Genomic DNA, 22754 nt, shown 5'->3' with positions numbered 1-22754 from the left:
TTTCCTCCGCGTAGGACAAGCGTTATTCGAATCGGAGCGCGTCGATCGGCTTCAGCTTGGCCGCCTTGTTCGCGGGGAACATGCCGAAGACGACGCCGATGCCGACAGAGAACGCGAAGGCGATCGCGATTACATTCGCCGAAAACGCGATATCCATATTAAAGGCGGACGAAGCGCCTCGCGCCGCTCCGACGCCGATGCCGATGCCGAGCAATCCGCCCAAGCCGCTTAGCACCATCGATTCGATCAGAAATTGAATGAGAATATCTCGTTTCTTGGCTCCGATCGCCTTGCGAATGCCGATTTCCCTCGTCCGCTCAGTAACCGACACAAGCATGATATTCATGATGCCGATTCCGCCGACGAGCAGCGAAATGCCTGCGATGCCGGCCAAAGCAAGCGTCAGCGTGTCGGAAACGGACGTCAGCGCAGATAACGCGTCGCTCTGGTTGAATACGCGATAGCTGTCCGTGTTGCCGCGAAAACGGGAGCTAAGCGACTTCTCCAGCCCCGCCACGACCGCATCCATCTGCTCGGTCGTCTCGACCTGCACATAGATCGTTCGTACGCCCTTCGTTTTGAACAGCCGCTCGAACGAAGTTTCCGGAACGATGACGACCTCGTCGTTGGAGCCGGTCATTGAGCTGCCCTTCTCGGCGAGCACGCCGACCACTTTGTAGCGCGTGCCTTGAATGAGCACGTATTCCCCGATCGGATCGGCAAAGCCGAACAGATCGGTCGCCGTCGTGTGCCCGAGCACGGCGACCTTCTGATAGACGTCCAGATCGATCTGGGCGACGAAACGCCCCGAAGCCACTTCGTATTCTCTGACGTTGGCATAATCCGCGTTCGTTCCGACGACGCTTACGTTTTCGCTTGAAGAGCCGAATTTGACCGTCGCGTTCTGCGTGTTCGCCGGCGCGATATATTGAATTCCCTCCACCTCGTCGCCGAGGGCAACCGCTTCCCCGACGTCCAGCGCGTTCGCCGATCCCCGGCCGAGAATGTTCACCGTTAGCAGATTCGTTCCCAGGCTCTTCACCTGCTCGGTAACGGATTTTGTCGCGCCCTGCCCTAGAGCGACGAGAGAGATAACCGCGGTCACGCCGATAATGATGCCCAGCATCGTGAGCAGCGATCGGAGCTTGTTGGACAAAATGCTCTTAATGGCCATTTTGAAAGCCTGCATGACGCTCATTCCGCTCTCGCCTCCTCTTCGTGCAGCCTGCCGTCCTGAATGCGGACGATTCTTTTCGCCTGCCGCGAGATGTCGGGATCGTGCGTAATGAGGACAATCGTATGCCCGAGCGAGTTCAACTCTCGAATGAATCCCATCACTTCGATCCCCGTCTTCGTGTCCAGCGCCCCCGTCGGTTCGTCCGCAAGCAGAATCGGCGGATTGCCTGCCAATGCGCGGGCGATTGCCACCCGCTGCTGCTGGCCTCCGGACAACTCGACCGGTCGATGATGAATGCGCTCGGCCAAGCCGACCTTGCCCAGCGCCTCGATAGCCTGTTGACGGCGCTGCTTCGCGGGAACTCCGCGATAGACGAGCGGCAGCTCCACGTTCTCGATCGCGGTCAGTTTGGTCAGCAGGTTGAAGCCTTGGAATATAAAACCGATTTTGCGGTTGCGGATTTCCGCGAGCTTATTTTCGCGCAGTCGGCTGATCTCTTCTCCGTCCAGCCAGTACTCCCCGGAGGAAGCCGTATCGAGGCAGCCGATCACGTTCATCAGCGTCGACTTGCCCGAGCCCGACGGTCCGACGATCGCCACAAAATCGCCTTCCTTTACCGTCAAGCTGACATTGTCCAGCGCATTCAGCGTTTCTCCGCCCATGCGATATACTTTGTTCAGATGATGAATTCGGATTAAATCTGCGGGTGGCGCACTTTGCTTGGTTGTCATCAACGGCCACCGCCCGCCCCTGCTCCGCCGCCGAATTGACGATTGCCTCCGCTTCCGGTTCCCGACATACCGCCGCCTCCGCCCGCTCCCGGGAAAGCTCCGCCTCCTACTCCTAAGCCCGGAAAACCGCCCTGCATATTGATATTGGACGAACCGGAGCTTGAAGTCGTCGGCAGCACGACGATATCCCCTTCCTTCAGGCCGGACACAATCTCGATGTTGTCCTCGTTGTTAACGCCGACCTCGACTTCCACCCTAGTCGTCGAGACCGCGCCCGTCCCCGCTGCGGCGCCCATTCCTCCCTGGCCGCGCTCGGACATGAAGCGCTCGCGCATCGCCGCCCGTTCCTCCTCGGACAGATTGGCGAATCGGTCGGCCCCGCCTTCGCCTGGGGTAAAGCCGCCTTGCCTGGTCTGCCCGTCAGCGCCTTCTCCGGTGGCCACCCCGCCTTGCCGAGTCTGCCCGGCGTCGCCCGTGCCGGCTTGTCCTTGTCCCATCCTGCGTTGTCCCTGCTGGTCTTGTCCGCCCTGAGCTCCGTTCGTTTGAGCCGAAAGAGTTTCCGTCGCCGACGTCTCGCCTGAAGGAACTGCAGCCGAAGGCGTTCCCGCGCCGCCCGCTCCTTGCTGAGCACTCGCCGGAACCAACACGAAATATTTGCCCTGCGAGGATTGAACCGCTTCAACCGGCACGTAGAGCGCATCCGTCTTCTGTGCCGTCAAAATGCTGGCCTCGGCCGACATTCCGACCTTCAGATTGTCCGCCGCCGATAAGGAGATCGTAACGTCGAAGGAAGCGACTCCGTTGCTGGACGCTCCTTCGTCGGCTATGGAGACGACTTTGCCCGTGAATTCCTGCTCGGGCAGCGCCTCGACAAGAATAGACGTCTCCTGCTCCAGCTTCACCTTCGGAATGTCCAGCTCGTCAATGCCGACGACCATTTGAAGCTGCGCGTAATTGACGATTTCCGCGACCGTCGAGTTCGGGTTAAGAACGTCGCCCTCTTTGACGTTAAACGACGTCAGCATTCCGTCGATCGGCGCCACTACCGGATCGGCGTTGTCAGCCTTTTCCTCCTTTAACGAAGCAATCTCCGCTTGCACGCTTTCGATATCCAGCTCCTGCTTCTGGATGCTGAGCGCGATCGACTCTCGGCTTTCATCATCCGGGGCGGATTTGAACTTCGTTTGCAGGTCCTGCAGCTCCAGCTTTTTCTTCTTCAAATCAATCTCCTTGCTTCTGATCTGGTTTGCATTATCCACTTCTTCTTCCTCGTATGTAACAAGCACATCGCCTTTCTTGACCGTATCGCCCTTCTTCGCATGCACCTTTTTCACCGTGCCGCTGGCGCCGGCCGTAACCGTCTCCCGCGCCGAAGGCTGAATATTCCCCGTTCCGCTTACTTTAACCTCGATCGTCCCTTTGCGGACCTGGGTCGTCGACAAAGCCGCCGCGAGGACGGGCTCCTTCTGACTGTCAAAATATCGGTAGCCCGCCCATGCTCCCGCCGCAATCACGACGACTGCGACCGTCCACCCTAGCATTTTCTTTTTCATCCGACTGGTTCACCTTCGCTTCTTCTGATCTTGCCGCCAATTATGAGCGGAAAACCTTAGCTCTAGATGAGCGCGCGCTGAATGTTTGCTGAACATCCTTGTGTAGGGGAGGTTCAAAAAAAGCATTTGCGCTTTCAGCATTCTTTCAGCTTTCTCTCAGCGCAAGTTAAGCTCTATCGCTCATAATGGAGAGAGGACGATAATGTCTCCGGGAGGATATAAGATGACGGTTGCAGCTAAACAAGCGCAAAGAATTAAAGTCTTGCTCGTCGACGACGAGCCGAATATATTGCAGTTTCTCGAGCTGGGGCTTGTTAACGAAGGCTATAAAGTGGCTGCGGCGCAGGACGGACAGGAAGCGCTCTCCCTCGCAGAGAGCTTCTCGCCCCACATCGTCATTCTTGATGTGATGATGCCGGGGATGGACGGCTTTGAGGTATGCAGCGCGCTGAAAAAGGAGCGGCCCGTTGCCGTAATCATGCTCACGGCGCGGGAGGAAATCGAGGATCGGGTGAAGGGACTGTCGCTCGGCGCGGACGATTACATGCCCAAGCCGTTCAGCTTCGCCGAGCTTCTGGCCCGCATTCAAGCAAGGGTGCGAAACCAGTTCCCGCATCTGCTGGAGGAGGTCACGATCGGGCCGTTCTCCGTCGATGCGGCGCGCAAGGAGTTTCGCTTCCGCGAACGCGAGTTGGACCTGTCGCCGACCGAATTCGAGCTGCTGAAGCATCTTGTCTTCCATCACGGCCATGTACTAAGCAAAAGCGCGATTCTTGATCGGGTATGGGGGTACGATTTCGGCGGGGAGGACAACATTGTAGAAGTTTACATACGCTCGCTTCGGGACAAGCTGCAAGATCGCGATCATAAGGTGATCCGAACGATCCGGGGCGCGGGTTACAGGGTAGATCTCGTATGAGCCGATTAGCTTCTTGGCTGCAAGGCGTGAGGCCGATTTTGTTCCCCCGCTCTCTTCGCTACCAATTGATCTCTCGCATCCTGCTCATTCTTGCCGGGTTGCTAGTCATTATCGGGCTATCCCAGTACTTGTTCATGGAGCGATTTATTTATCAAAACCGGGCTGCAGCTATACAGAGACAGGTGCAATCGGTCCCTGGCGAGGTCTGGGGGCGGCTGACGGAGTCGGGACGTCGCATTCCCGCGGAGCCGTTCGTCTTCTTCCCCTCCGCGTCCGTCGCTTACGTGAACAAGCAAGGCGTTTTTACCGTGCTTTCGACTAACGGAAGCGAATCTGTGAACTCCGTGCCCCGCCTGTCCGACAACGACTATCGCAGGGCTGCGGAGAGGCCGCGCCGAGGCAAGCCGCTGTTTCGCATCGTGAACGGCGCCGGCGGGGAGCAGCTTGTCGTACTGCAAGCCGTCCGCTCGTTCCAGGGCAGCGGCGGTGTCGTCCAGGTCGCCACCGGAACGGCTCCGCTAAAGGCAGAGCTTCGCCGTCAAGTGCTGCTCTATTCGGCGCTTGCTTTTGCTGCGCTGCTCGGTGCCCTGCTGCTGTTTCTGCCTGTCATCCGGCGTACTCTGACGCCGCTGTCTCGTATGGTCGAGACGGTAGAACGAATCGATTCGGGCAAGCTGAATGAACGTCTGCCGGAGCCCGTCGGTCCGATGGAAATCGATCGGCTGTCCCATTCTTTCAATCGGATGCTGGCGAGGCTGGAAAGCTCGTTCCGCGCGGAGCAGGAAAGCCGGGAGCGCATGCGCCGCTTCGTCTCCGACGCATCCCACGAGCTGCGAACTCCGCTTACTTCGATACACGGCTTTCTTGAAGTTCTGCTGCGGGGAGCCGCATCGGACCCGAATCAGCTGGACAAGGCGCTGCGCGGCATGTACGGCGAATCCGAACGAATCAACAAGCTTGTGCGCGACCTGCTGCAGCTCGCCAAGGCGGATCGCATGCCGGATGCGCAGTTGGAGGCAGCAGAATTAGGCCCCATTCTGCGCGAGATGGAGCCTCAGTTCAAGCTGTTGGCCGGAGAACGGCGAGTTTTATTCGACCTGCAGCCGACGAACCAGCTTCAACTGGACGCCGATAAGGTCAAACAAATTGCCCTGAACCTGTTCCAGAACGCGATTCAGCATACTTCACCGATCGGCGGAATGATTACAGTGGCTGTGAGGCCGCGCCAAGACGGCGCGGAGCTGGCAGTTGTGGACAACGGAACGGGTATAGCGCCGGAGCATCTGCCTCATCTGTTCGAGCGCTTCTATCGGATCGATAGCTCCCGCGCCAGAACGCATGGAGGAGCGGGACTCGGGCTAGCGATCAGCCGCTCGCTCGCCGAGCTTCACGGCGGTACAATCCGGGCTGAGAGCCGAGACGGAGAAGGCAGCGCGTTTATCGTTTTTTTCCCTTATTCAAGCGACGAGGACAACGGCAAGGCTGTTACGACAGCTTCTGACGTCGACTAGCGCGAAGCACGGTTAGCGTTCCATACACTGAATGCCTTCGAACAACGTCGCCATATAGTAGCACCGTTCGTCTACGTCTACGTCCGTCACCTGACAACCGATTTTTAATGCCATTAATGAAATACGTCCGCCGATCGAACTTACCCGATACAGGCCGCGATCGGTGCAAGCGAATATTTCCTGTCCGCGCGATACGATCGAGAAAATAAAAATTCCCGGCATCCGGTACCGATCAAACCCTCCACGCCGGTTGCCGGTCAGCAATTCCCCGTGTTCCGTTGCGCCGATAAGCGTTCCGCGGTGCACGGACAGACTCGTCACGGCCGTATCCAGCTTGTAGTTCATCCAACTCGTCGTCATCCGGTCCAGAATCGACATGCCTTCATTCGTTCCGAGTACGACATACTGAGGCAAATACAGAAAATCGTACACGGTCACATCCGAACGCATCATCATACGCCACTCCTCGTCCTCCATATACCAGAGTCCGCATACCGTCGCCGCCAGTCCGATTTCCCCGAACTGCTTGTACTGGTAGCAGCCAAGGGACAATCCCGCAGACTGCCATTTCCCCTCCGAACAGTTGAATAAGCCTTTGTTGGAACAAGCGTACAACTGATCGCCGTGCGCTTGCAGACGATTGATATGCGTCTGATCCGTCAGCCCTTCGCTGATCTCCACCCAGTCCTTGGCCGTTTCCTTTTTATAGACAATGCCTTTTCCCAATGGGGCGGCAACCAATTCATTGTCCGACAGCTTCTTCACCGAAGAGAAATGAAAGATCAGTTCTCCCGGATTGGTCGATAGTTGCATCGAAAATGACAACTCCTTTATATGAAGGTGGCTCTAAAAGTCCGAATTTGATCGTTTGTTTATCTCTTCTCCCCTAGTATGAATGATAATGATTATCAATGTCAACTTTTATTGCTGACGATTTTCCTGATCTTCTAGCGGCCCGCTAGGCAACCGAATTCGCGCGTTTGCCTGCCCCTTACGGTCTCGCAGACCGTTACGCATCCGAATTCGTACGTTTGCCTGCCTCTTACGGTCTCGCAGACCGTTACGCATCCAAATTCGTACGTTTGCCTGCCCCTTACGGTCTCGTAGACCGTTACGCATCCAAATTCGTACGTTTGCCTGCCCCTTACAATCTCGCAGACCGTTACGCATCCAAATTCGTACGTTTGCCTGCCCCTTACGGTCTCGCAGACCGTTACGCATCCGAATTCGTACGTTTGCCTGCCTCTTACGGTCTCGCAGACCGTTACGCATCCAAATTCGTACGTTTGCCTGCCCCTTACGGTCTCGTAGACCGTTACGTGAACAACTTCGACTAACTGAAAGGCTATGTTCGCAAAAAAAGCGCTCGAAAGTCAGCCATAGAAAAAAGCCGCCCCGCAGCAGCAAAGTCTCTTGAGCAAGACTTCGTTGCTGTCGGAACAGCTTCTTGAAGATTAAACTTTAGGCGTCGGAAGCGGCATAAATAAGAGATTGATAGGCAGCATGCTGCCGTTGGCCGGCGTAAAAGTAATCGTCACCGATTCCGCCGAATCCCCGGTTTTGTAAAGCATGCCAAGCTCGTTCGTATTGCGCAGAATGCTCGTCGATGTCGTATAGACAACTTTCCCGTTTACCGTAAAGGCACCGGCATAGTGGCCGCCGCGCGGGCTAAGCACAATCGCCGTATGCGGCTGTACGTTGTTCAACTGAATCGTGTACAGCACGCCGTAGTTGCCTGCGTTCAAAACGGGCATGCCCGTCGTCTTGTCGATGCCGGATATTCTCGTATCGACGGCGTTGTCGGCCAGCACCATGCGGCTTTTCACGTCGCCGACCATTTGATTCACATACATAATGCGGTTGGCGTTATCGAACGTTCCGCGCACGTGTACTCTGTCGCTTTCCAGAATGCTCAGACCCGGCAGCGCGCTTATCACATCGCGTTCCGCATCCACAACGACAACTTTGAAGTCCAAAGCAGCGCTCATCCACACATCCGCGAACATCGAGTACACATCGCCCGGTTTAACGGCTTTATCGCTGTATTCTTGGAAGATCATACGGCTTTCTCCCGCAGGAATTTGCACGTAAGAGTATTGCGGCGAGAGCAGAGATTCCAGGAACCGCCCCGTGACCGCTTTGCCTACCGTCGATACGATCGGATTAGGGCCGGCCATGCCTTTGGCCCCCATGCGAACCGTAGCCGGATCAAGATTGTTGTTCGTCAGAACAATATAGATTTTGACCGGTTTGGAGCGTCCGTTCTGATTGTGAAGCAGGAAGCGGACATCGCCCGACACCATATCTTCGTAATAAATGCCTTCTTCGCGGATCGTCTCCGGGCTGTTCGCGCGGATCAACGTCTGCTGACGATCGTTGATGTTGTAACTCAGCGTCGGCCATTGGAGCACGGAGCTTCCGCTCATCTCGAACTTCTCGCCTGGCTCCGTGTAAAGCAGATCAAACTCTTCTTTGGTGTACAGCGTCTCGTCGGTAATCGTGATCGTCTTGGACACTTCGCCCACCTCGCCGAGCGCATCGGTTACTCTCAGCGTCACGGTCTGCGGTCCCGGTTCGAAAAATCCGCGCTGCGCGTTCGTCCAGACGCGGCTGACGATCCGATCCTCGTCATCCGTACTCAGATCGGTATAAGTAATAAATTCGCCCATTCTGTACGTGTCTTTCTCGATCGTAAAGCTGGCTACCGGAGGCTGGTTGGCCGGTTTAACCGTTATCGTCACCGAATAAGGCTCGCTCCAATTGCCCAGTTCGTCCTTAACCCAGTGAGTAACGACGTAAGTTCCCGGTTGCTCAAAAATGTCGTTGTTGTTCTCCCAACGCTCTTCGATAATCGCTAGCCCGCTGGGATGATAAGACTCGTCCGTATAGCGAACCGGAGTCTGCTCCGCGTAAGGGTTCAACTCCGACACGGAAAACTTGGCGATCGGAGCATTGGACCATGTCAGCTCGATCTGTTTCGTTGCCGGCAAATTTCTCATTGTAAGACCGAAGCTCTGGGCCGCGACCCGAACGGGGAGCATCAGCGTCCCTTTCAATACGTAGGGCGCCCCGGTCATGCTCTTCGTTGCGCCGTTGATCGTGTAGGTCGACTTATCCGCAACGAGTTGAAGAACGTTTTTGCCGCTGGTCAGCGTGTACTTCTTGCTCTTGGAGTCGTAAGCCACCTTGCCGTAAATTTCGTGCATGAATGCTTTTGCCGCAACGTATGTCACGCCTTTGACCTCCGTCATAGGCTGCGGGGCATTGACCTTGACTCCGTTATGCCACATTTCGTTGGAGTCTCGAACGAGAATAAGCGTCTCCAAACCGCCGGCGCTTCCTTCTGCATGAGCGGATTGAGGAATTTGGAACGATAACATCATGAGTGCGGAAAGCAACAAAAACGTAAAACTTTTCTTCATACTCTGCTCCTTCTGATTCTAGTTAGTGAACCACTCCCGTTTGGATCATATGTTATAACGCCAAAAACGGATAAAGGTTGCTAGATTTTACGAAAATAAACTTCCTATTAACTCCAACTTACTTATTTAGACTTTTGCGCATGCGAACATGCGGAATACCCGCATCCAGGAAGGGTTCGATCGAGACGGTCTCGTAGCCCAGTTTGCGGTAAAAAGGTTCTGCCGAGCACTGCGCGTCGAGAATAGAGGCCTGATAGCCTTCGCTCCTCGCTTCGTCTTCCATTGCCGACAACAGATACGAACCTACTCCCGTTCCCCGGCTGCGCTTCAAAACCGCGATCCGCTGCATTTTGGCAACCCCTGGCTCGTAGGATCGATATCTGCCTGCGGCAACGACCCCGTCCTGATCCGAACGAACGATGTAATGACGACAAGATAACGGGGATTCGTCATACTCGTCCAGCTCGATGTCAGCGGGGACACCCTGCTCCTTGACGAACACTTCCATTCGGATCGCAAACGCTTCTCGCAGCTGCTCCATCGTCTCCGCGCGTATCCATTCCATTCACTTCCCTCCTCGCTAAGCTATTTCTTCGGGCCGGCGTTAGCCGGCAGGACAACCCGCATTCCTACAGCATACTCGAGCCAGCGGGAATGATCAATGGATCGGCGATTCCATTATTTGCATACGGCCTCGCTTCTTCGTTCATACTATACGGACGCAAAGGAGGGACACGTCCGTACATGCGCCAAGTCAAAATCAGTATCATTCAGGCCATCTTTTTGTTTAATCTGGCTATCGGAATTACGAATCACGTCATTATCGTCCCGCTTATTCTGCAATCCGCCTACCGAGATTCCTGGATCAGCGCGCTGCTCGCCGTTCCCGCGGTCATTCTCTGGACGATCGTCGTCTATCGGGTTATGAACATGACCAAGCAGCAATCGCTGTATCAATGGTTTAAGCAGCATTACAACCCCTTTGTCGCATGGCTCGTTATCCTGCCCCTGATCCTGTTGTGCGCGACGATTCTTTTCATCACCGTAAGGGATACGACAGCTTGGACCAAAGTGACCTACTTGCCGAAAACGCCGTATCCGATTACCGTCATTCTGTTCGTCGCCTCCGGCATGGTCGCGGCGGCAGCCGGATTGCGAACGGTCGCTATCGCGGCCGGCATCTTGCTGCCGGGCGTCGTTGCTTTCGGCGTGTTCGTCATGAGCGTCAATTTCCAATTCAAAGATTACAGCTATTTGCTTCCGGTATTCTCCAATAGCGCATCGTCGATCTTGCGCGGGACGCAGTATACGCTTGGCGGACTGGTCGAATTTATTTTGCTGCTCGCCTTGCAGCAGCATCTCAGTAAAAAGTTCCGGCTGCGCGCGCTTCTCATTCTGACCCTCGCCGTAACCGGGCTCGTCTTCGGCCCGCTCCTCGCGGCAATTACGATCTTCGGTCCCTTCGAGGCCGCGGATCAGCGCTATCCGGCCTTCGAGCAGTGGAGAATGCTAATGTTGGGCAAGTTCATCTCCCATCTGGATTTCCTGTCAATCTACCAATGGTTGTCCGGATCGCTGATTCGCGTCGCCCTTGCCTTCTATCTCATGTTCGATCTGCTGCAGCTATCCGAGCGCAAGCTCAAACTTCCCTTAATGGCGCTTGTCGGCTGCGTGCTTGTCGTCATCATCACGGATGGGCGGATAAGCGATGCGCATTTCCTTCATTTTATCGGCCAATACTTCCCGATCGTCATGACGTTCTTCTACGCCTTCCCGTTTGTCCTGCTGCTCATGATTCTCCCGAAACGAGGGAAAGCCCATGAAACTCAAGCAACCGTTACGTGAAGCACCGAACCCCAATCGTATCCAGGATGCGCAAAGCGGCAAATCCGGCCCGGCCCGACCCTCTCTCTGTGAGCTCGACCGAGAGAAGCTGCGCGAGCTGTTCTGCGCTTCCGGCGACGTCAACATTCACTTGTATTACAAGGAAGATGGAGCTCCGGTCTCTCTGAATCCTCTGCTCGTTTATTGCGACGGAATGATCGACGGGCGGCAGTTGAACGATTTTCTGTACTCGCAGCTTAGAAGACTGCTGACACGGGCACCTTCCGAAGAGGATTCTTCCGATGGCTCTCTTCCTTTCCAATCTCATAATTTTTACCGGCTTGAAGGGCAAGGCGCGGTGGACAACATGATCCAGCAAGTGTTCTCCGGCAACCTCGTACTCTTCTTTGAAGAAACGAAACAATTGCACGTTGTCCAGATGGCCTCTACCCCGCAACGGGAGACGAGCGAGTCCAATACGGAAATTTCGATTAAAGGTCCTCGGGACGGGTTTACGGAAGCGGTCGAAACGAACGTCGCCCTCGTGCGCAAACGGTTGAAGACGCCCAGCCTTGGCGTTGAATACTTCCAAATGGGCGCTCGCAGCGTCACTTCCGTCGCCTTGCTCTATATGACGGACATTACGAATCGGGACCTTCTGGAAGAAGTCCGCGGCCGACTGCGCAACATCGATGTAGACGGCGTCCTGACGAGCCAACTGCTCGAAGAAGCGCTATCCGATTCCTCCAATTCCCTGTTTCCGCTTATCGAATACATGGGACGCCCGGATTATATTGCCGCCGGGTTGCTGCGAGGGCGCTTCGCGATCGTCGTCGACGGATCTCCGATGGTGCTGATGGCCCCGTCGAATATAATGACGATGCTTAAATCGCCGGAAGATATGCACCTGCCCTTCTATTACGTCGCGCTGGAACGGCTGCTGCGCATCGTCGGATTGATCGTGGCGATTTTCCTTCCCGGATTCTGGGTCGCAATCTCCGCCTACAATCTCGATCAAATCCCGTTCCCGCTGCTGGCCACGATCGTTGTAGCGCGTCTCGGGCTGCCGTTGTCGGGACCGGTCGACCTGTTCCTGATGATCGGCTTGTTCGAGCTGTTCCGCGAAGCGGGCATGCGATTGCCGAAAGCGGTCGGCCAGACCGTCGCGGTCGTCGGCGGCCTGATCGTGGGAGACGCGGCGATTAACGCCGGACTGACCGGTCCGACGACTCTGGTCATAGCGGCGCTGACGGCCGTTGCGACTTTCACGCTAGTCAATCAATCGCTTAGCGGATCGGTAACGTTCATCCGGCTGTTCGTTCTCATTTTAAGCTGTATTTTCGGCATGTTGGGTTTCTTCCTGTCCGTGTTCCTGATCGTCGTATATTTGTCGTCGCTCACTTCGTTCGGCATTCCGTACCTTTCCCCGCTGTCCCCGCTTCGCTTCAAGGAGTCGCTATTCGCCATTGCGGCTTTTCCCAAGCAATGGTATAAGAAAAGGCCGAGCATATACAGAACGCATGATTCCACCCGCCAAGGAGAGAAGACGTAGGATGAGAAACTGGCTGCTCTGCGCATCGGTTATCGGCATCTGCTGCTTGCTGACAGGGTGCTGGGACGTGAAATCTCTGCAGGACGTCAATTATTTTACCGGCATCGGCATCGATTACGAGAATAAGCGGTACCAGGTATACGTTCAGCAGCTTGATTTCTCCAGCGTCGCCAAGACCGAAGCGGGAAAGGGAGATAGACCGGCCCTCGTGTGGGTGGGACGAGCTAGCGGCGAGACGCTGTCGGAAGCCATCATCGAGCTGTATCAGACGACTCAGCAGACGGTTTTCTGGGGACATCTGAATTCAATCGTGCTAACGAACAGAGTTTTGAAGAACGGGGATTTGCTAGGACTGATCGATTCCTTGATCCGCTATCCTGAAATACGGTATACGCCCTGGATCTACGGCACGGATAAAAAAATCGAAGAGCTTTTTACGACCAAGCCTTTCTTTAACCTGTCGCCGATGAATTCCATTCTGTACGCCCCCGAGACCAATTACAGTCAACGTCCGATCATTGCGCCGATAAGGTTAGCCCGTTTCTTACGACAAGTTCGCGAGCCCGGGGAGACGACTCTGCTTCCCTCCTTGTCCGTGACCAACCATACGTGGACGCAAAATCGAGAACACGATCCAAAGCTGGAAATTAACGGAGCCTTTGCGCTGCGCAATACGCATTACCAGGAATGGCTGCCCGCCGAGAAGCTGCTCGGCGTTCGGTGGTTGGTCGACAGAAAACAAGGCGCTCGGGTAAAGCTGAGCGAAGGGGACGAGCGTATCGCCACCCTTCGTTTGAGCAAGCCGCGCACGAAGGTGCGAATCGCCATGCAGAACGGCGAGCCCGTATTCCATGTGGATTTCGAAGCGGTCGCTTCCTTGCAGGAATTGTGGAAAATAAAGTCCGAGAAAGAGCTGGAGACGATTGCGGGGAAACAAATCGAGGAACAGATCAGAACGACCCATCGCATCGGCTGGGAGGCGAACGCCGACGTCCTCGACCTGGAGCATAGGCTCTATCGCCGCGACTATTCGACCTGGAAACGGCTGACGTCGGGAGGACGCTCCCCTCTTGCGCCTACGCGCTTGGGGGAAGTGAAAGCGACGGTCAAGATCGCGACCAGCGGCATGTATAAAATGAAAAGAAGAATGACGCCTTATTGAGGAGCTGCAGATGATTGTATAGATAAAAATACAGTGGCAGCCGCAGACTTTATTTTCATAGTCCGTAGCATACCACTGTTTCTTTTTAGTCATCAATCCAGACATAATCGCTCCAGCTGCTTCAACAAACTTTCGCGCGGAAACCCTTCTCCGATCAATACGACGACGTCATGGACGGTTCCCTGCGGAGTAATCCGCATATAATCGCTCTCCCGGTAGGCGTATTGAAACAGGAAGCGACTGGACGTATCCCGAAAAGTCACGATGCCTTTGCCTCGGTAGACGCCCTCCGGCAGCCCGGCGACCCATTCCTCGAAAATGCGGCTGTCGACCGGTCCGGGTAAATAATAGGTTAATGCTTTGACATGGTCATGAGTGGGATCATGCGCATGCTCGTGAGAGTGCTGATGCTCGTGATCATGCGTACACCCTGGAGGACATATGGCTTCTTGTCGTTCCGCTGGCGCCGAGACGTTGTGATCCATGCGGTAAATTGCGTCCAGATTGAGTTCCGTTCTTACCGTAGAGATCGCCCAGGCGTGCGGATTCCAGTCGGCGATGAAGCCCTCCAGCTCGGCAAGCTCCGCGGGGGCTACCAGATCGGTTTTGTTCAGCACGACAAAACCGGCCGCCTCAATCTGCTCTCTCATAAGCTTATAGGTTTTGCCTGCGCCTATGCGTACCCGGTCAAGCAGATGACGGGCGTCCGCCACCGCAACAACGCCGCGCAGCTCCAACTTCTCATACATGGAAGCCTCGGTGACCGCATCCATCACTTCAAGCGGACGTGCGATACCGGTCGTCTCGATCCAAATGACGTCAGGACGATGCTCGCGAGCAAGCTTCGTCAGCTCCATGCCGAGATCCGCGCGGATCGAGCAGCAGATGCAGCCGCCCAGCATTTCCGCCATCGGCACGTCCTTGCCCAGCAATTGGCCCTCTACGTTGGCGTCGCCGACCTCGTTAAGCAGCACCGCCACTTTCTTTTTCGTGACTCGGCCATCCTCTAGAATACGATTCAGCAGCGTCGTTTTGCCGCTGCCGAGAAAGCCGGTTAATACATATACAGGAATAAGCTGATCCATAGTTAAGCCCCTTTTAGAGGTAGTTCATCAAGTCCAATTTTGATCACGAAGCAGGGCAGGATGCGAATTCGACATCGAATCTTGAACTCAGCCGGTGCTGAAAACCGGACTTATTGAACCTTCATTTGAGCGGTAGTTCAACAAGTCCAGTTTTGATCACGAAGCAGGGCAGGATGCGAATTCGACATCGAATCTTGAACTCAGCCGGTGCTGAAAACCGGACTTGTTGAACACGACTTAAGATAAATACTGCGAGCTCCCGTAAACCCGAAGAAACTGGTCCTTGGCCCGCTCCCTCATCTCGTCGTCGAAGCCCTTTACCTCGCTCAACAGTTCAAAACGGTCCCCGTCTCGGGCTCGGGTTTCCGCGTACAGCAGCCATTGCGCCAGATCGTCGACCGCGCGAGTCCGATCAAAGTAATGATGATACCAGATCGAAGCTCGTTCGAGATACGCCTGAGCGTCGAACGGGCTCAGCTCGATCGTCTTGGAGAAGGCCGCGATTGCATCGTCAGGCCGATTCAAATGATTATAGATATGTCCCAAATTGTAAAAGCCTTGCGCATCGTCCGGTACGAGGTCCGTGTAAGCCGTCATCTCGTGCAAAGCTCCGTCCAGATCCTCCATACGATATTGGATAAGCCCGCGAAGCCAGGTTAGCCTGGGGTTCGCCCCTGTCAATTGCAGCCCCCGATCGCAGTCCTCCAGCGCCGCTTCCCAGCGTTCCGCCGCAAAACGGCAGCGCGCGCGCCGATCGTAAATCTGCGGATTGTCCGGTTCAAGCGCCAGCGCCCGAGAATATTCGGAATCCGCGAGCTCGTGATTGCCCATCCCCATGTACAGCTCCGCCATCGCGTACGCCGTCTTGCTTTCCTTCAGAAGATTGCTGTCCAGTTCAGCCGCGGCCTGGATGTCGAGCATCGCTTCCTCGTAACGCTCTTCCATATAGCGAGAATAGCTTCGGCGCATATAACATTCCGCGGATTGCTCCAACTGCAAAGACTGCGTATAGGCAGCATCGGCATCGCGATACTTGGCGGCATCGATCAGGATTTCGGCGCGCTGCTTCCAATTTAGCGGGTCGTCCGGCTCAAGCTCCGTTAGCTCCTCGTTCTCTTGAAGCGCTTCGTCCCCTTGACCGGATTCCCGGTAAGCGTCCGCCAACCAGTATCGGACGACAGGATGCTCGGGGTATCGCCGTTTCGTTTCAAGCAGTACTCGTACCGCCTCGTCCGGGCGATCCTGCGACCGCAGCAGAGCGCTCAGTTCCATATGGCCCGGCAGCCACGTCGGATAGTCGGCTACAAGCCGTTCCAGCGCTTCCTGCGCCTCTTGCGGACGATCGAGCAGGCGCAGCAATTGTCCTCGGCGAAGCTGCAAATCAGGGCCTGGCGAATACTGTTCGGTCGCTTCGCGAATCGAAGCGAGAGCGCTCTCTATATCGCCGGCCGCTTCCCTCAGCTTCGATTCGTAGAGAAGGAAGCCGTATTCTTCTTCAGCAGTCCGAATCAAAGTATCGATCGCTGTAGGTGAATAGTTCGTTCTCGCTCTGTAATTGGCGGCCCCTTGTTGCTCTTCATCGCGCCATTGCTTCTGCAGCTTGGTCGCTTCGGCCAACGTTTGAGCCGCCTCGTCCATCCTGTCAAGCATCTCGAATGCTTGAGCATGCCGGAAATAGTAATGAGGAATCGCGTTGCCCGCATCCGAACAAGCGCTTGCGAAAGCAGCCTCCGCCTCCTCGTAGCTCCCCATCTTCATATAGACGTTGCCTAATTCGTAATAGGTGGAAGCTTTGGAATCCTCTCTCCTGAGCAGCGCTTCCTGAAAATCGCGCGCCGCAAGCTCGAAATCCCCGCGATTGTTATGCGAAATCGCCCTGGTGTACCATACGATAGAAGGCTCGGGGTCCAACTTGATGGCAGCGTCCAGGTCGGCGATCGCTTCCTCTTCCCGCCCCATTTCATTGAAAATATGGGCTCGTCTTTCATAAGCCTTCGAGTATCCTCTCTCCTTCAGAAGAGATGTCAGAAACTCGACCGCTTGCTCCGTCTTTCCGTAGTCGTGCAGCAGCATTGCATAATCGACACGCTCCTGCAAGGTCATTCTTTCGATTCCCCAGCGCTCGTGCCAGCGGATCGATTGCCGCAGCTTCCGCTGTTTACTTAATCTCTTGGCCATCCAGCGGGCGATTCTGTACAGCATCGGCTTCGTCCTCCCTCCGGCTTGACGCAAAAGCTGCCGAGCGACTCGGCAGCTCTCTTATTCTTTGTGCTCTTCCGCAGTCTCTGCGACTTCCTCAACCGCATATTCGAAATCGTCGATATCGAACAGCTGTACGGGAACGGAATTGTGCACGACCTTGTCTTGAAACTCGATCTGATCGGTCAGAATCGGGCACTGCAGCTTATTCGCCATTAAAATAATTTCCGTCTCGATCGGATCGAACACTTCGCCGTACTGCATGTTCTCCGCCGCATTCACGATAATGAGCGAGACGTTGTCGTTGATCGGCAGCGGCGGACTTTCCCGCCATGGCGCCATCAACGCGCGCTCGATTTTCTTTTTATTAAACGAATCCTCGAAGTACGCAATCATCTCGCCGATCTTCGTCTTCACGTAAGCATCGTCGTCCGCTTCCGGCATGACCGGCTCCGGGCTGTCTTTCATATCATAGAGCTCCATAACCGAAGTGTACGGTATCCTGTACTCGACAGGACGCTTCGGCAAGAGCAATTGACCGTATATGGCGATCATGACGGCCTCGATGACAAAACGCCGACTCATCTTTGTATTTCCCTCCCACAACTCTAACCGCGCCTTGCGCATTGTTTTACATTATATCACAAGCCTAAACGGCTGTCGTCGTTCTTTGAATGGCGGCGCGGCTGCGTTATAATAATTCTTGAAGTTTTCCAAATTATTGCCGTTAAGGGGCTGTCGGGAATGTCGGAGTCTGCCTTCCTCCACTATATGCGGACCGAATCGGAGGAATTAGAGCAAACGTACAGTGAACGGATCGCGCAGGAAGGATATTTTTCCTTTTACCGGTTTATCGAGGATTTTCGCACAGAACTGAAAACGTACGGAGACGACAGGATCGCCACGATTGACCGCAAGCTGTCCCGAGCCCGCGAGCTTTTTCCCGAGCCGCAGCGGTTTAGTCCTTCCTGGAATGCCGTCTGGGACGAACTCGAGCTCATTTTCGTCATCAAAAACGATGTGCTTGCCGCCATCCCGCTTACCGGTCGCGACGGCGAATGGCAAATTCTGCTTGACAATCCATATTCGCATCAGCAGGTCGTCTGCTACCCGGGCCTGAGCTTTCTTGAAGCGGCTTATCTATACGGCTACTTTCAGCGGGAGCTTAAGCCTAACGAAGTGCTTCGCCTCCAGAAAGTGTCGGACCTTCTGTCGGTCAACGGCAGTAAATCGGCTTCCCTGCTTCCGGAAGCGTAGGCAGACAACCACCCGTGCACTATCGCAAAAATAACAAGCGTCCTTCCAGATTCGAAGGACGCTTGTTTAATGCCGTTAAACGTTCGGCGCCGTACTGGCTCCGAGCGCACCGTCTCGGTAGAAGACGATTCTGGCCGGGTCGTTGCGAAGCTTGACATTGGCAAGCTTCGCCTCATGCTCCGTCAGCTCCAGCGTCTCCCATTCCTCAAGTCTGCCTGCTGTCGTATCCTCCGGAGAGATTCCGGCTTGGGCCAACGCTTCCGCTGCAGCTGCTGCAGACGGCACGTTCTCCCAAGTTACGATTCCATAATAAGTAAGCTTATACCCGTTCGTTTGCCAGGCGGCCAACAGCGTTCCCGTGGCCGCGTGGCGATATGCGTAAGGCATCTTCTCAGCCTCCGCCCCATCAAAGGTAAGGATTGTCGTGCTTCGCCTTCAGCACGTTCCAACGGCGCTCGATCTCCGCTTCGAATTCTCGCAGCGTCTCCGCATACTCCGGTTTGTTCAGATGTCTTGTCTTGCCCATCATTTTGAGCCAGTCGGCGACGGGCACCCTTTTTCCCTTCTCCTCGGGGTTATAGGTAATCGTCGTAACGCCGCGCTCCACCTCGTAAAGCGGAAAAAAGCAGCTGTTCACCGCATGATCGATAATATCGGAGCCGTCCTTGTCGTCGGACAACCAGTTAAGCGGACACGTAATCAGGATTTTGCCGTACACAAGGCCGACGTTTTGCGCATACCACTGCGCCTTGGCCCCTTTGCGCACGAGGTCCTGGGGACTCGCCTCGCTGCCGGTGAAGACGTAAGGAATATTCGTAGCGGCCATAATCTGCGCGGTATCCTTATGGTGGAACACTTTACCGCCTTGGAACTTGCCGACGTTGGACGTCGACGTCCGGTGTCCCATCGGCGTCGAATACGAGAGCTGCGCTCCTGTGTTCATGTAGCCTTCGTTGTCGTATTCGAGAATGATCATCTTATGGTTGCGAAGCGCGGCGCCGATCGCCGGCCCCATGCCGATGTCCATTCCGCCGTCGCCCGTAATCATCACAAAGGTAAAATCGTCCTTCAGCCCGTACTGATCCAGCTCTCCGCGGCGCTTGCGCTCATGGAACATCTCGACGACGCCGGACAGCGTAGCCGCGCCGTTCTGGAACAGATTGTGAATGTATGTCGCCTTATGCGCCGAATACGGATAGCCCGTCGTGACGACCATCGCGCAGCCGGTATGGAACAGGGCGACGATATCGCCTTCGATTCCTTTGAAGAACAGCTCGAGCCCCGAGAAAATGCCGCACCCCGGACAAGCTCCGTGTCCCGGAGCAATCCGTTTCGGCTTCTTCGTCAGCGAACGCAGCGGCGGAATCCGCACGTTGACTTTGCCCGTCTCCTCGTTCGGAGTTACGGTAATCAGCCCGGTTTTCAAATCCTCGTATTTCATCGGCTCCAACACGCGCTTAGGCGCTTTCGTAGGATCGCCGGGCGTTGCGCCATGATAGTCGAACGGCTTCTCCACATAGCCCTTGTTCATCGCGTCGATCGCGAACTGGAACAAAGCCAGACCGTCCTCGGCGTAGAAATCTTTGCCCCCAAGGCCGTAGATGCGGCTGATGACAAGTGTGGACGAATTGCCGTACTGCTGAAGCGCGGCGCGCACCTCCATTACCATGTTGCCGCCGTGGCCCCCGTAAGAATCGGCACGATCGCCGACGGTGACGGCTTTGACGTGCTTCAGCGCCTCCGCGATTCTCTTCGCCGGGAACGGCCGAATAATGTTCGGAGAGATCGCCCCCGCCTTGATGCCGCGCCCGCGAAGCTGGTCGACGACATCCTTGATAATCTCGGCCGACGAATTGAGCAGGAAGACGGCGACATCGGCGTCCTCCATCCGGTACAGCTCCAAAATCGGGTATTCCCGTCCGGTCAGCTCCGCATATTCCTGCTGAATGCGCTCAAACACTTCTTCGGCGCGATACATCGCCATGCTTTGTTGGTAACAGTTGTTGATGTAATCGGGCTCGTTCATATAAGGGCCTACCGTAATCGGATTGTCGCGATCCAGCACATGCTGGAACCCTTCCGGCGGATGCTCGCCGACGAACTTCTGCACGTCCTCGCGGTGAGTGAACGTCATTACTCTGCGCTTCTGATGACTGGTGAAATAGCCGTCCGAAGCGACGATGACCGGCAGGCGAACCTCCGGGTCCTCTGCGAGCTTAAGCGCGATAATATTCATATCGTACACGGCTTGCGGATCGCGGCATAGCACGATCGGCCAGCCCGTATTAAGCGCGAAGTACAAATCCGAATGATCCCCGTGAATGTCGAGCGGCCCCTCTTCTGCTTACCGAACGGCATACGAGATTGAGCACCATCGGAAACCGCGTTCCCGACTGCACAGGCATTTGTTCGAGCATATAGAGGTAGCCATTCGCCGAAGTGGCGTTGAACACCCTTCCGCCCGCTGCCGAAGCCCCGTAGCATACCCCTGCAGAGCCGTGCTCTCCGTCTGCGGGAATAAGCACGATGTCGTGTTGGCCGTTTGCTTTCATCAAATCGAGAAATTGCGCGACTTCCGTTGAAGGAGAGATCGGAAAATAACCCATGATGTGATAGTTGATCTGGTGTGCGGCGTATGCGGCCATCTCGTTGCCTGATTCATAGACGATCCTTTGCTCTACGGTTCCTTGCTTCACCGCTTCTTGGCGAATATCGATCGACATTTCCAGACTCCACCTTTCCTATCGGGTTCTCGTTGAATGAAGAACATAGAGGCTTTATCTCTGAAAGTTCAAACCTCTTATATAGCCAAACTCTTATATAGCCAAATGGAACTTGTGCGCAACGCGGTGACCGTCCGCGTATCCGTCTTCCTCCAGTTCGGAAGAAAGCGCATCCGTCGGACAGGCTTGAACGCATTTCAAGCAGCCTTTGCAATACTGGTAGTCGATGCCCTGCAGAAACATTTGCGGGCGTCCCTTCTTGTCGGACTGTTCCTCCCAGACGAAGCAGAAATCGGGGCAGACGTTGTCGCACGCCGCGCAATGAATGCATTTGTCATCGGCGAAATGCGGCATTTTGCCTGCGCGGGAAATGCTCAAATCCTTCAAGATGCTGTTGCCCGGGTTCGTGATCAGGCCGCCAATCGGCTGCGTCTCGTAGCCGAGCACCGGCGTGTCCATGCGGACGAAGGTCGGCATTTCGTCTCCCTCCTCCAGACCGAACGTCTGAAAGCTCATTTCGTCGTAGCCGCGCTGAAAGGTGTTCAAAGCCGGCTGAACGGCGGCGGGATACTTTTTCTCAAGCGACTTGCGGATAACGCCTTTCATGAACTCGGCATCAAGAAATTCGCACAACCGGAACAGCCCGCCGAGCATGGCCATGTTGACGCGGTTGTTCTCCTCCATCGCGATGCCGGTGGCGTCCACGACCGCGATAATGCCGGCCTTGAGCTTAAGCTGGCTCTTGAGCTGCTCCGGGGTCTTCTTGGAATTGACGAGTACGATGCTGTCTTCTTGCATTCCCGAAATGACGTTAATCGTCTTCGAGAGGTTCTCGTGGAACACTCCGATCACATGCGGCCGCTCTACAGGAGACGTGTCCCGGATGCGAGTGTTGATGTCGCAGAACCGGATGTGGGCCTTAACCGCCGAACCCTTCTTCTCCGAGCCGTAGGAGCTGAAGCTGACGCCGTTGAGTCCGACGCCCATCACCCCGGCTTCCGCGAGCATTTTGCCGGCCAGATTGGCGCCCAGCCCGCCGATCGATTCCAGTCGAATTTCAAAAAAACCGAGCTCGTTAACCTTAGGCAGCGTCACCATGTTTTTCTGCAATCCCCTTTCGCTTGTGGTGAAGGAACATTCAGAAAATTTACAATATACAAACATTAATTATTTCGCCTTTAAAAGATGAATTCCTTCCTCTCGTGTGGAAATGCGCCAAATATAGCCAAACTTTATCTGAAATTTGTGCCGCGTCCCTTCCCCTCCCTTGCTTATTATATGTTCGCGATGTTACAGCCTTGCCCTATTGCTTGTTGCCGTCTTACAGTTCCTTCGGGCTTATGGTGGAGGCGGAGAATTGGCTCATTGATGAGAAAATGACGGGTAAGTGGCGGATTAGTTCGTGAGGCGGTCTTATTGGTGCGTTTGCGGTACGGAGGTGGTGGATAAGTTCGTGGGGCGGTCTTATTGGTGCGATTGCGATACGGAGGCGGCGGATTAGTTCGTGAGACGGTCTTATTGGTGCGATTGCGGTACGAAGGTGTCGGTTAAGTTCGTGAGGCGGTCTTATTGGTGCGTTTGCGGTACGGAGGTGGCGGTTAAGTTCGTGGGGCGGTCTTATTGGTGCGTTTGCGGTACG

The 22754-nt window shown here is 55.2% G+C and carries 18 protein-coding genes and 1 pseudogene; 7 read left to right on the top strand and 12 right to left on the bottom strand.

Going from position 1 to position 22754, the window contains the following annotated elements:
* Positions 1–22: 22 nt before the first annotated feature.
* From J4772_RS12470 to J4772_RS37405, 3 genes are read right to left on the bottom strand one after another with little or no spacing between them, the layout of a single operon-like run.
* Positions 23–1198, bottom strand: coding sequence for an ABC transporter permease (locus J4772_RS12470; RefSeq protein ID WP_209075439.1), 1176 nt, complete (start codon positions 1196–1198; stop codon positions 23–25).
* Positions 1195–1908, bottom strand: a complete 714-nt coding sequence (locus J4772_RS12465; RefSeq protein ID WP_209075438.1) for an ABC transporter ATP-binding protein — start codon at positions 1906–1908, stop codon at positions 1195–1197. Before J4772_RS12465 ends, J4772_RS12470 begins: the two co-directional genes overlap by 4 nt.
* Entirely contained in the window at positions 1908–3461 is a 1554-nt protein-coding gene (locus tag J4772_RS37405; RefSeq protein WP_209075437.1) for an efflux RND transporter periplasmic adaptor subunit, read from the bottom strand. The genes J4772_RS12465 and J4772_RS37405 overlap by 1 nt, the downstream gene beginning before the upstream one ends.
* A 223-nt stretch (positions 3462–3684) precedes the next feature.
* Here J4772_RS37405 and J4772_RS12455 point away from each other — a divergent pair, with 223 nt between their 5' ends.
* Positions 3685–4380 (top strand): response regulator transcription factor, encoded by a 696-nt coding sequence (locus tag J4772_RS12455; protein ID WP_209075436.1) that lies wholly within the window; start codon positions 3685–3687, stop codon positions 4378–4380.
* Entirely contained in the window at positions 4377–5891 is a 1515-nt protein-coding gene (locus J4772_RS12450; RefSeq protein WP_209075435.1) for a sensor histidine kinase, read from the top strand. Before J4772_RS12455 ends, J4772_RS12450 begins: the two co-directional genes overlap by 4 nt.
* 12 nt (positions 5892–5903) lie before the next feature.
* Here the strand turns inward: J4772_RS12450 and J4772_RS12445 are convergent, their stop codons facing one another.
* A complete protein-coding gene (locus tag J4772_RS12445; protein ID WP_209075434.1) occupies positions 5904–6704 on the bottom strand; it encodes a hypothetical protein in 801 nt (266 codons plus the stop codon).
* Positions 6705–6871: 167 nt separating this feature from the next.
* On the opposite strand from J4772_RS12445, the gene J4772_RS12440 reads away from it, so the two are divergent.
* Positions 6872–7228: a hypothetical protein gene (locus J4772_RS12440; RefSeq protein WP_209075433.1), complete on the top strand. Its 357-nt coding sequence runs from the start codon at positions 6872–6874 to the stop codon at positions 7226–7228.
* A 117-nt stretch (positions 7229–7345) separates the two neighbouring features.
* Here the strand turns inward: J4772_RS12440 and J4772_RS12435 are convergent, their stop codons facing one another.
* Together J4772_RS12435 and J4772_RS12430 are read right to left on the bottom strand one after the other, a co-directional pair.
* Positions 7346–9313: a copper amine oxidase N-terminal domain-containing protein gene (locus J4772_RS12435; RefSeq protein ID WP_209075432.1), complete on the bottom strand. Its 1968-nt coding sequence runs from the start codon at positions 9311–9313 to the stop codon at positions 7346–7348.
* Positions 9314–9431: 118 nt separating this feature from the next.
* Positions 9432–9878, bottom strand: coding sequence for a GNAT family N-acetyltransferase (locus J4772_RS12430; RefSeq protein ID WP_209075431.1), 447 nt, complete (start codon positions 9876–9878; stop codon positions 9432–9434).
* 179 nt (positions 9879–10057) lie between these two features.
* On the opposite strand from J4772_RS12430, the gene J4772_RS12425 reads away from it, so the two are divergent.
* Genes J4772_RS12425 through J4772_RS12415 form a run of 3 tightly spaced genes read left to right on the top strand, consistent with a single transcriptional unit; the run spans position 10058 to position 13851 of the window.
* Positions 10058–11158 (top strand): GerAB/ArcD/ProY family transporter, encoded by a 1101-nt coding sequence (locus J4772_RS12425; RefSeq protein WP_209075430.1) that lies wholly within the window; start codon positions 10058–10060, stop codon positions 11156–11158.
* A complete protein-coding gene (locus tag J4772_RS12420; protein ID WP_209075429.1) occupies positions 11133–12689 on the top strand; it encodes a spore germination protein in 1557 nt (518 codons plus the stop codon). Before J4772_RS12425 ends, J4772_RS12420 begins: the two co-directional genes overlap by 26 nt.
* Before the next feature lies 1 nt (position 12690).
* Positions 12691–13851, top strand: coding sequence for a Ger(x)C family spore germination protein (locus tag J4772_RS12415; RefSeq protein WP_209075428.1), 1161 nt, complete (start codon positions 12691–12693; stop codon positions 13849–13851).
* 92 nt (positions 13852–13943) lie between these two features.
* Here the strand turns inward: J4772_RS12415 and J4772_RS12410 are convergent, their stop codons facing one another.
* The 3 genes from J4772_RS12410 to J4772_RS12400 all read right to left on the bottom strand — a co-directional run bounded on the left by J4772_RS12410 (position 13944) and on the right by J4772_RS12400 (position 17720).
* Positions 13944–14936: a CobW family GTP-binding protein gene (locus J4772_RS12410; RefSeq protein ID WP_209075427.1), complete on the bottom strand. Its 993-nt coding sequence runs from the start codon at positions 14934–14936 to the stop codon at positions 13944–13946.
* Between the two features lie 237 nt (positions 14937–15173).
* Positions 15174–17138, bottom strand: coding sequence for a tetratricopeptide repeat protein (locus J4772_RS12405; protein ID WP_209075426.1), 1965 nt, complete (start codon positions 17136–17138; stop codon positions 15174–15176).
* 57 nt (positions 17139–17195) lie between these two features.
* Complete coding sequence (locus J4772_RS12400) at positions 17196–17720, bottom strand: ADP-heptose synthase (RefSeq protein WP_116061133.1); 525 nt, start codon at positions 17718–17720, stop codon at positions 17196–17198.
* Between the two features lie 159 nt (positions 17721–17879).
* On the opposite strand from J4772_RS12400, the gene J4772_RS12395 reads away from it, so the two are divergent.
* Positions 17880–18392, top strand: a complete 513-nt coding sequence (locus J4772_RS12395; protein ID WP_247741077.1) for a hypothetical protein — start codon at positions 17880–17882, stop codon at positions 18390–18392.
* Positions 18393–18467: 75 nt separating this feature from the next.
* On the opposite strand, the gene J4772_RS12390 is transcribed toward J4772_RS12395, so the two are convergent.
* The 3 genes and pseudogenes from J4772_RS12390 to J4772_RS12380 all read right to left on the bottom strand — a co-directional run bounded on the left by J4772_RS12390 (position 18468) and on the right by J4772_RS12380 (position 22213).
* Positions 18468–18779, bottom strand: coding sequence for a hypothetical protein (locus J4772_RS12390; RefSeq protein ID WP_116061132.1), 312 nt, complete (start codon positions 18777–18779; stop codon positions 18468–18470).
* A 19-nt stretch (positions 18780–18798) separates the two neighbouring features.
* Positions 18799–21115 (bottom strand): annotated as a pseudogene (locus J4772_RS12385) (thiamine pyrophosphate-dependent enzyme).
* Positions 21116–21208: 93 nt separating this feature from the next.
* On the bottom strand, positions 21209–22213 hold the full coding sequence (locus J4772_RS12380; protein ID WP_116061130.1) for a 2-oxoacid:acceptor oxidoreductase family protein: 1005 nt from the start codon (positions 22211–22213) through the stop codon (positions 21209–21211).
* Positions 22214–22754: the final 541 nt, after the last annotated feature.

Source organism: Cohnella sp. LGH (assembly GCF_017671885.1).
In the GTDB taxonomy this organism is placed as follows: Bacteria; Bacillota; Bacilli; order Paenibacillales; family Paenibacillaceae; genus Cohnella; species Cohnella phaseoli.
This window is presented reverse-complemented; position numbering and strand designations above follow the sequence as displayed.

Excerpts from the sequence above, each read along its gene's own strand:
- J4772_RS37405 (WP_209075437.1), bottom strand. The coding sequence starts at position 3,461 with ATGAAAAAGAAAATGCTAGGGTGGACGGTCGCAGTCGTCGTGATTGCG.
- J4772_RS12465 (WP_209075438.1), bottom strand. The coding sequence starts at position 1,908 with ATGACAACCAAGCAAAGTGCGCCACCCGCAGATTTAATCCGAATTCAT.
- J4772_RS12450 (WP_209075435.1), top strand. The coding sequence starts at position 4,377 with ATGAGCCGATTAGCTTCTTGGCTGCAAGGCGTGAGGCCGATTTTGTTC.
- J4772_RS12410 (WP_209075427.1), bottom strand. The coding sequence starts at position 14,936 with ATGGATCAGCTTATTCCTGTATATGTATTAACCGGCTTTCTCGGCAGC.
- J4772_RS12390 (WP_116061132.1), bottom strand. The coding sequence starts at position 18,779 with ATGCCTTACGCATATCGCCACGCGGCCACGGGAACGCTGTTGGCCGCC.
- J4772_RS12400 (WP_116061133.1), bottom strand. The coding sequence starts at position 17,720 with ATGAGTCGGCGTTTTGTCATCGAGGCCGTCATGATCGCCATATACGGT.
- J4772_RS12420 (WP_209075429.1), top strand. The coding sequence starts at position 11,133 with ATGAAACTCAAGCAACCGTTACGTGAAGCACCGAACCCCAATCGTATC.
- J4772_RS12395 (WP_247741077.1), top strand. The coding sequence starts at position 17,880 with ATGTCGGAGTCTGCCTTCCTCCACTATATGCGGACCGAATCGGAGGAA.
- J4772_RS12455 (WP_209075436.1), top strand. The coding sequence starts at position 3,685 with ATGACGGTTGCAGCTAAACAAGCGCAAAGAATTAAAGTCTTGCTCGTC.
- J4772_RS12430 (WP_209075431.1), bottom strand. The coding sequence starts at position 9,878 with ATGGAATGGATACGCGCGGAGACGATGGAGCAGCTGCGAGAAGCGTTT.
- J4772_RS12415 (WP_209075428.1), top strand. The coding sequence starts at position 12,691 with ATGAGAAACTGGCTGCTCTGCGCATCGGTTATCGGCATCTGCTGCTTG.
- J4772_RS12405 (WP_209075426.1), bottom strand. The coding sequence starts at position 17,138 with ATGCTGTACAGAATCGCCCGCTGGATGGCCAAGAGATTAAGTAAACAG.
- J4772_RS12380 (WP_116061130.1), bottom strand. The coding sequence starts at position 22,213 with ATGGTGACGCTGCCTAAGGTTAACGAGCTCGGTTTTTTTGAAATTCGA.
- J4772_RS12425 (WP_209075430.1), top strand. The coding sequence starts at position 10,058 with ATGCGCCAAGTCAAAATCAGTATCATTCAGGCCATCTTTTTGTTTAAT.
- J4772_RS12445 (WP_209075434.1), bottom strand. The coding sequence starts at position 6,704 with ATGCAACTATCGACCAATCCGGGAGAACTGATCTTTCATTTCTCTTCG.
- J4772_RS12435 (WP_209075432.1), bottom strand. The coding sequence starts at position 9,313 with ATGAAGAAAAGTTTTACGTTTTTGTTGCTTTCCGCACTCATGATGTTA.
- J4772_RS12470 (WP_209075439.1), bottom strand. The coding sequence starts at position 1,198 with ATGAGCGTCATGCAGGCTTTCAAAATGGCCATTAAGAGCATTTTGTCC.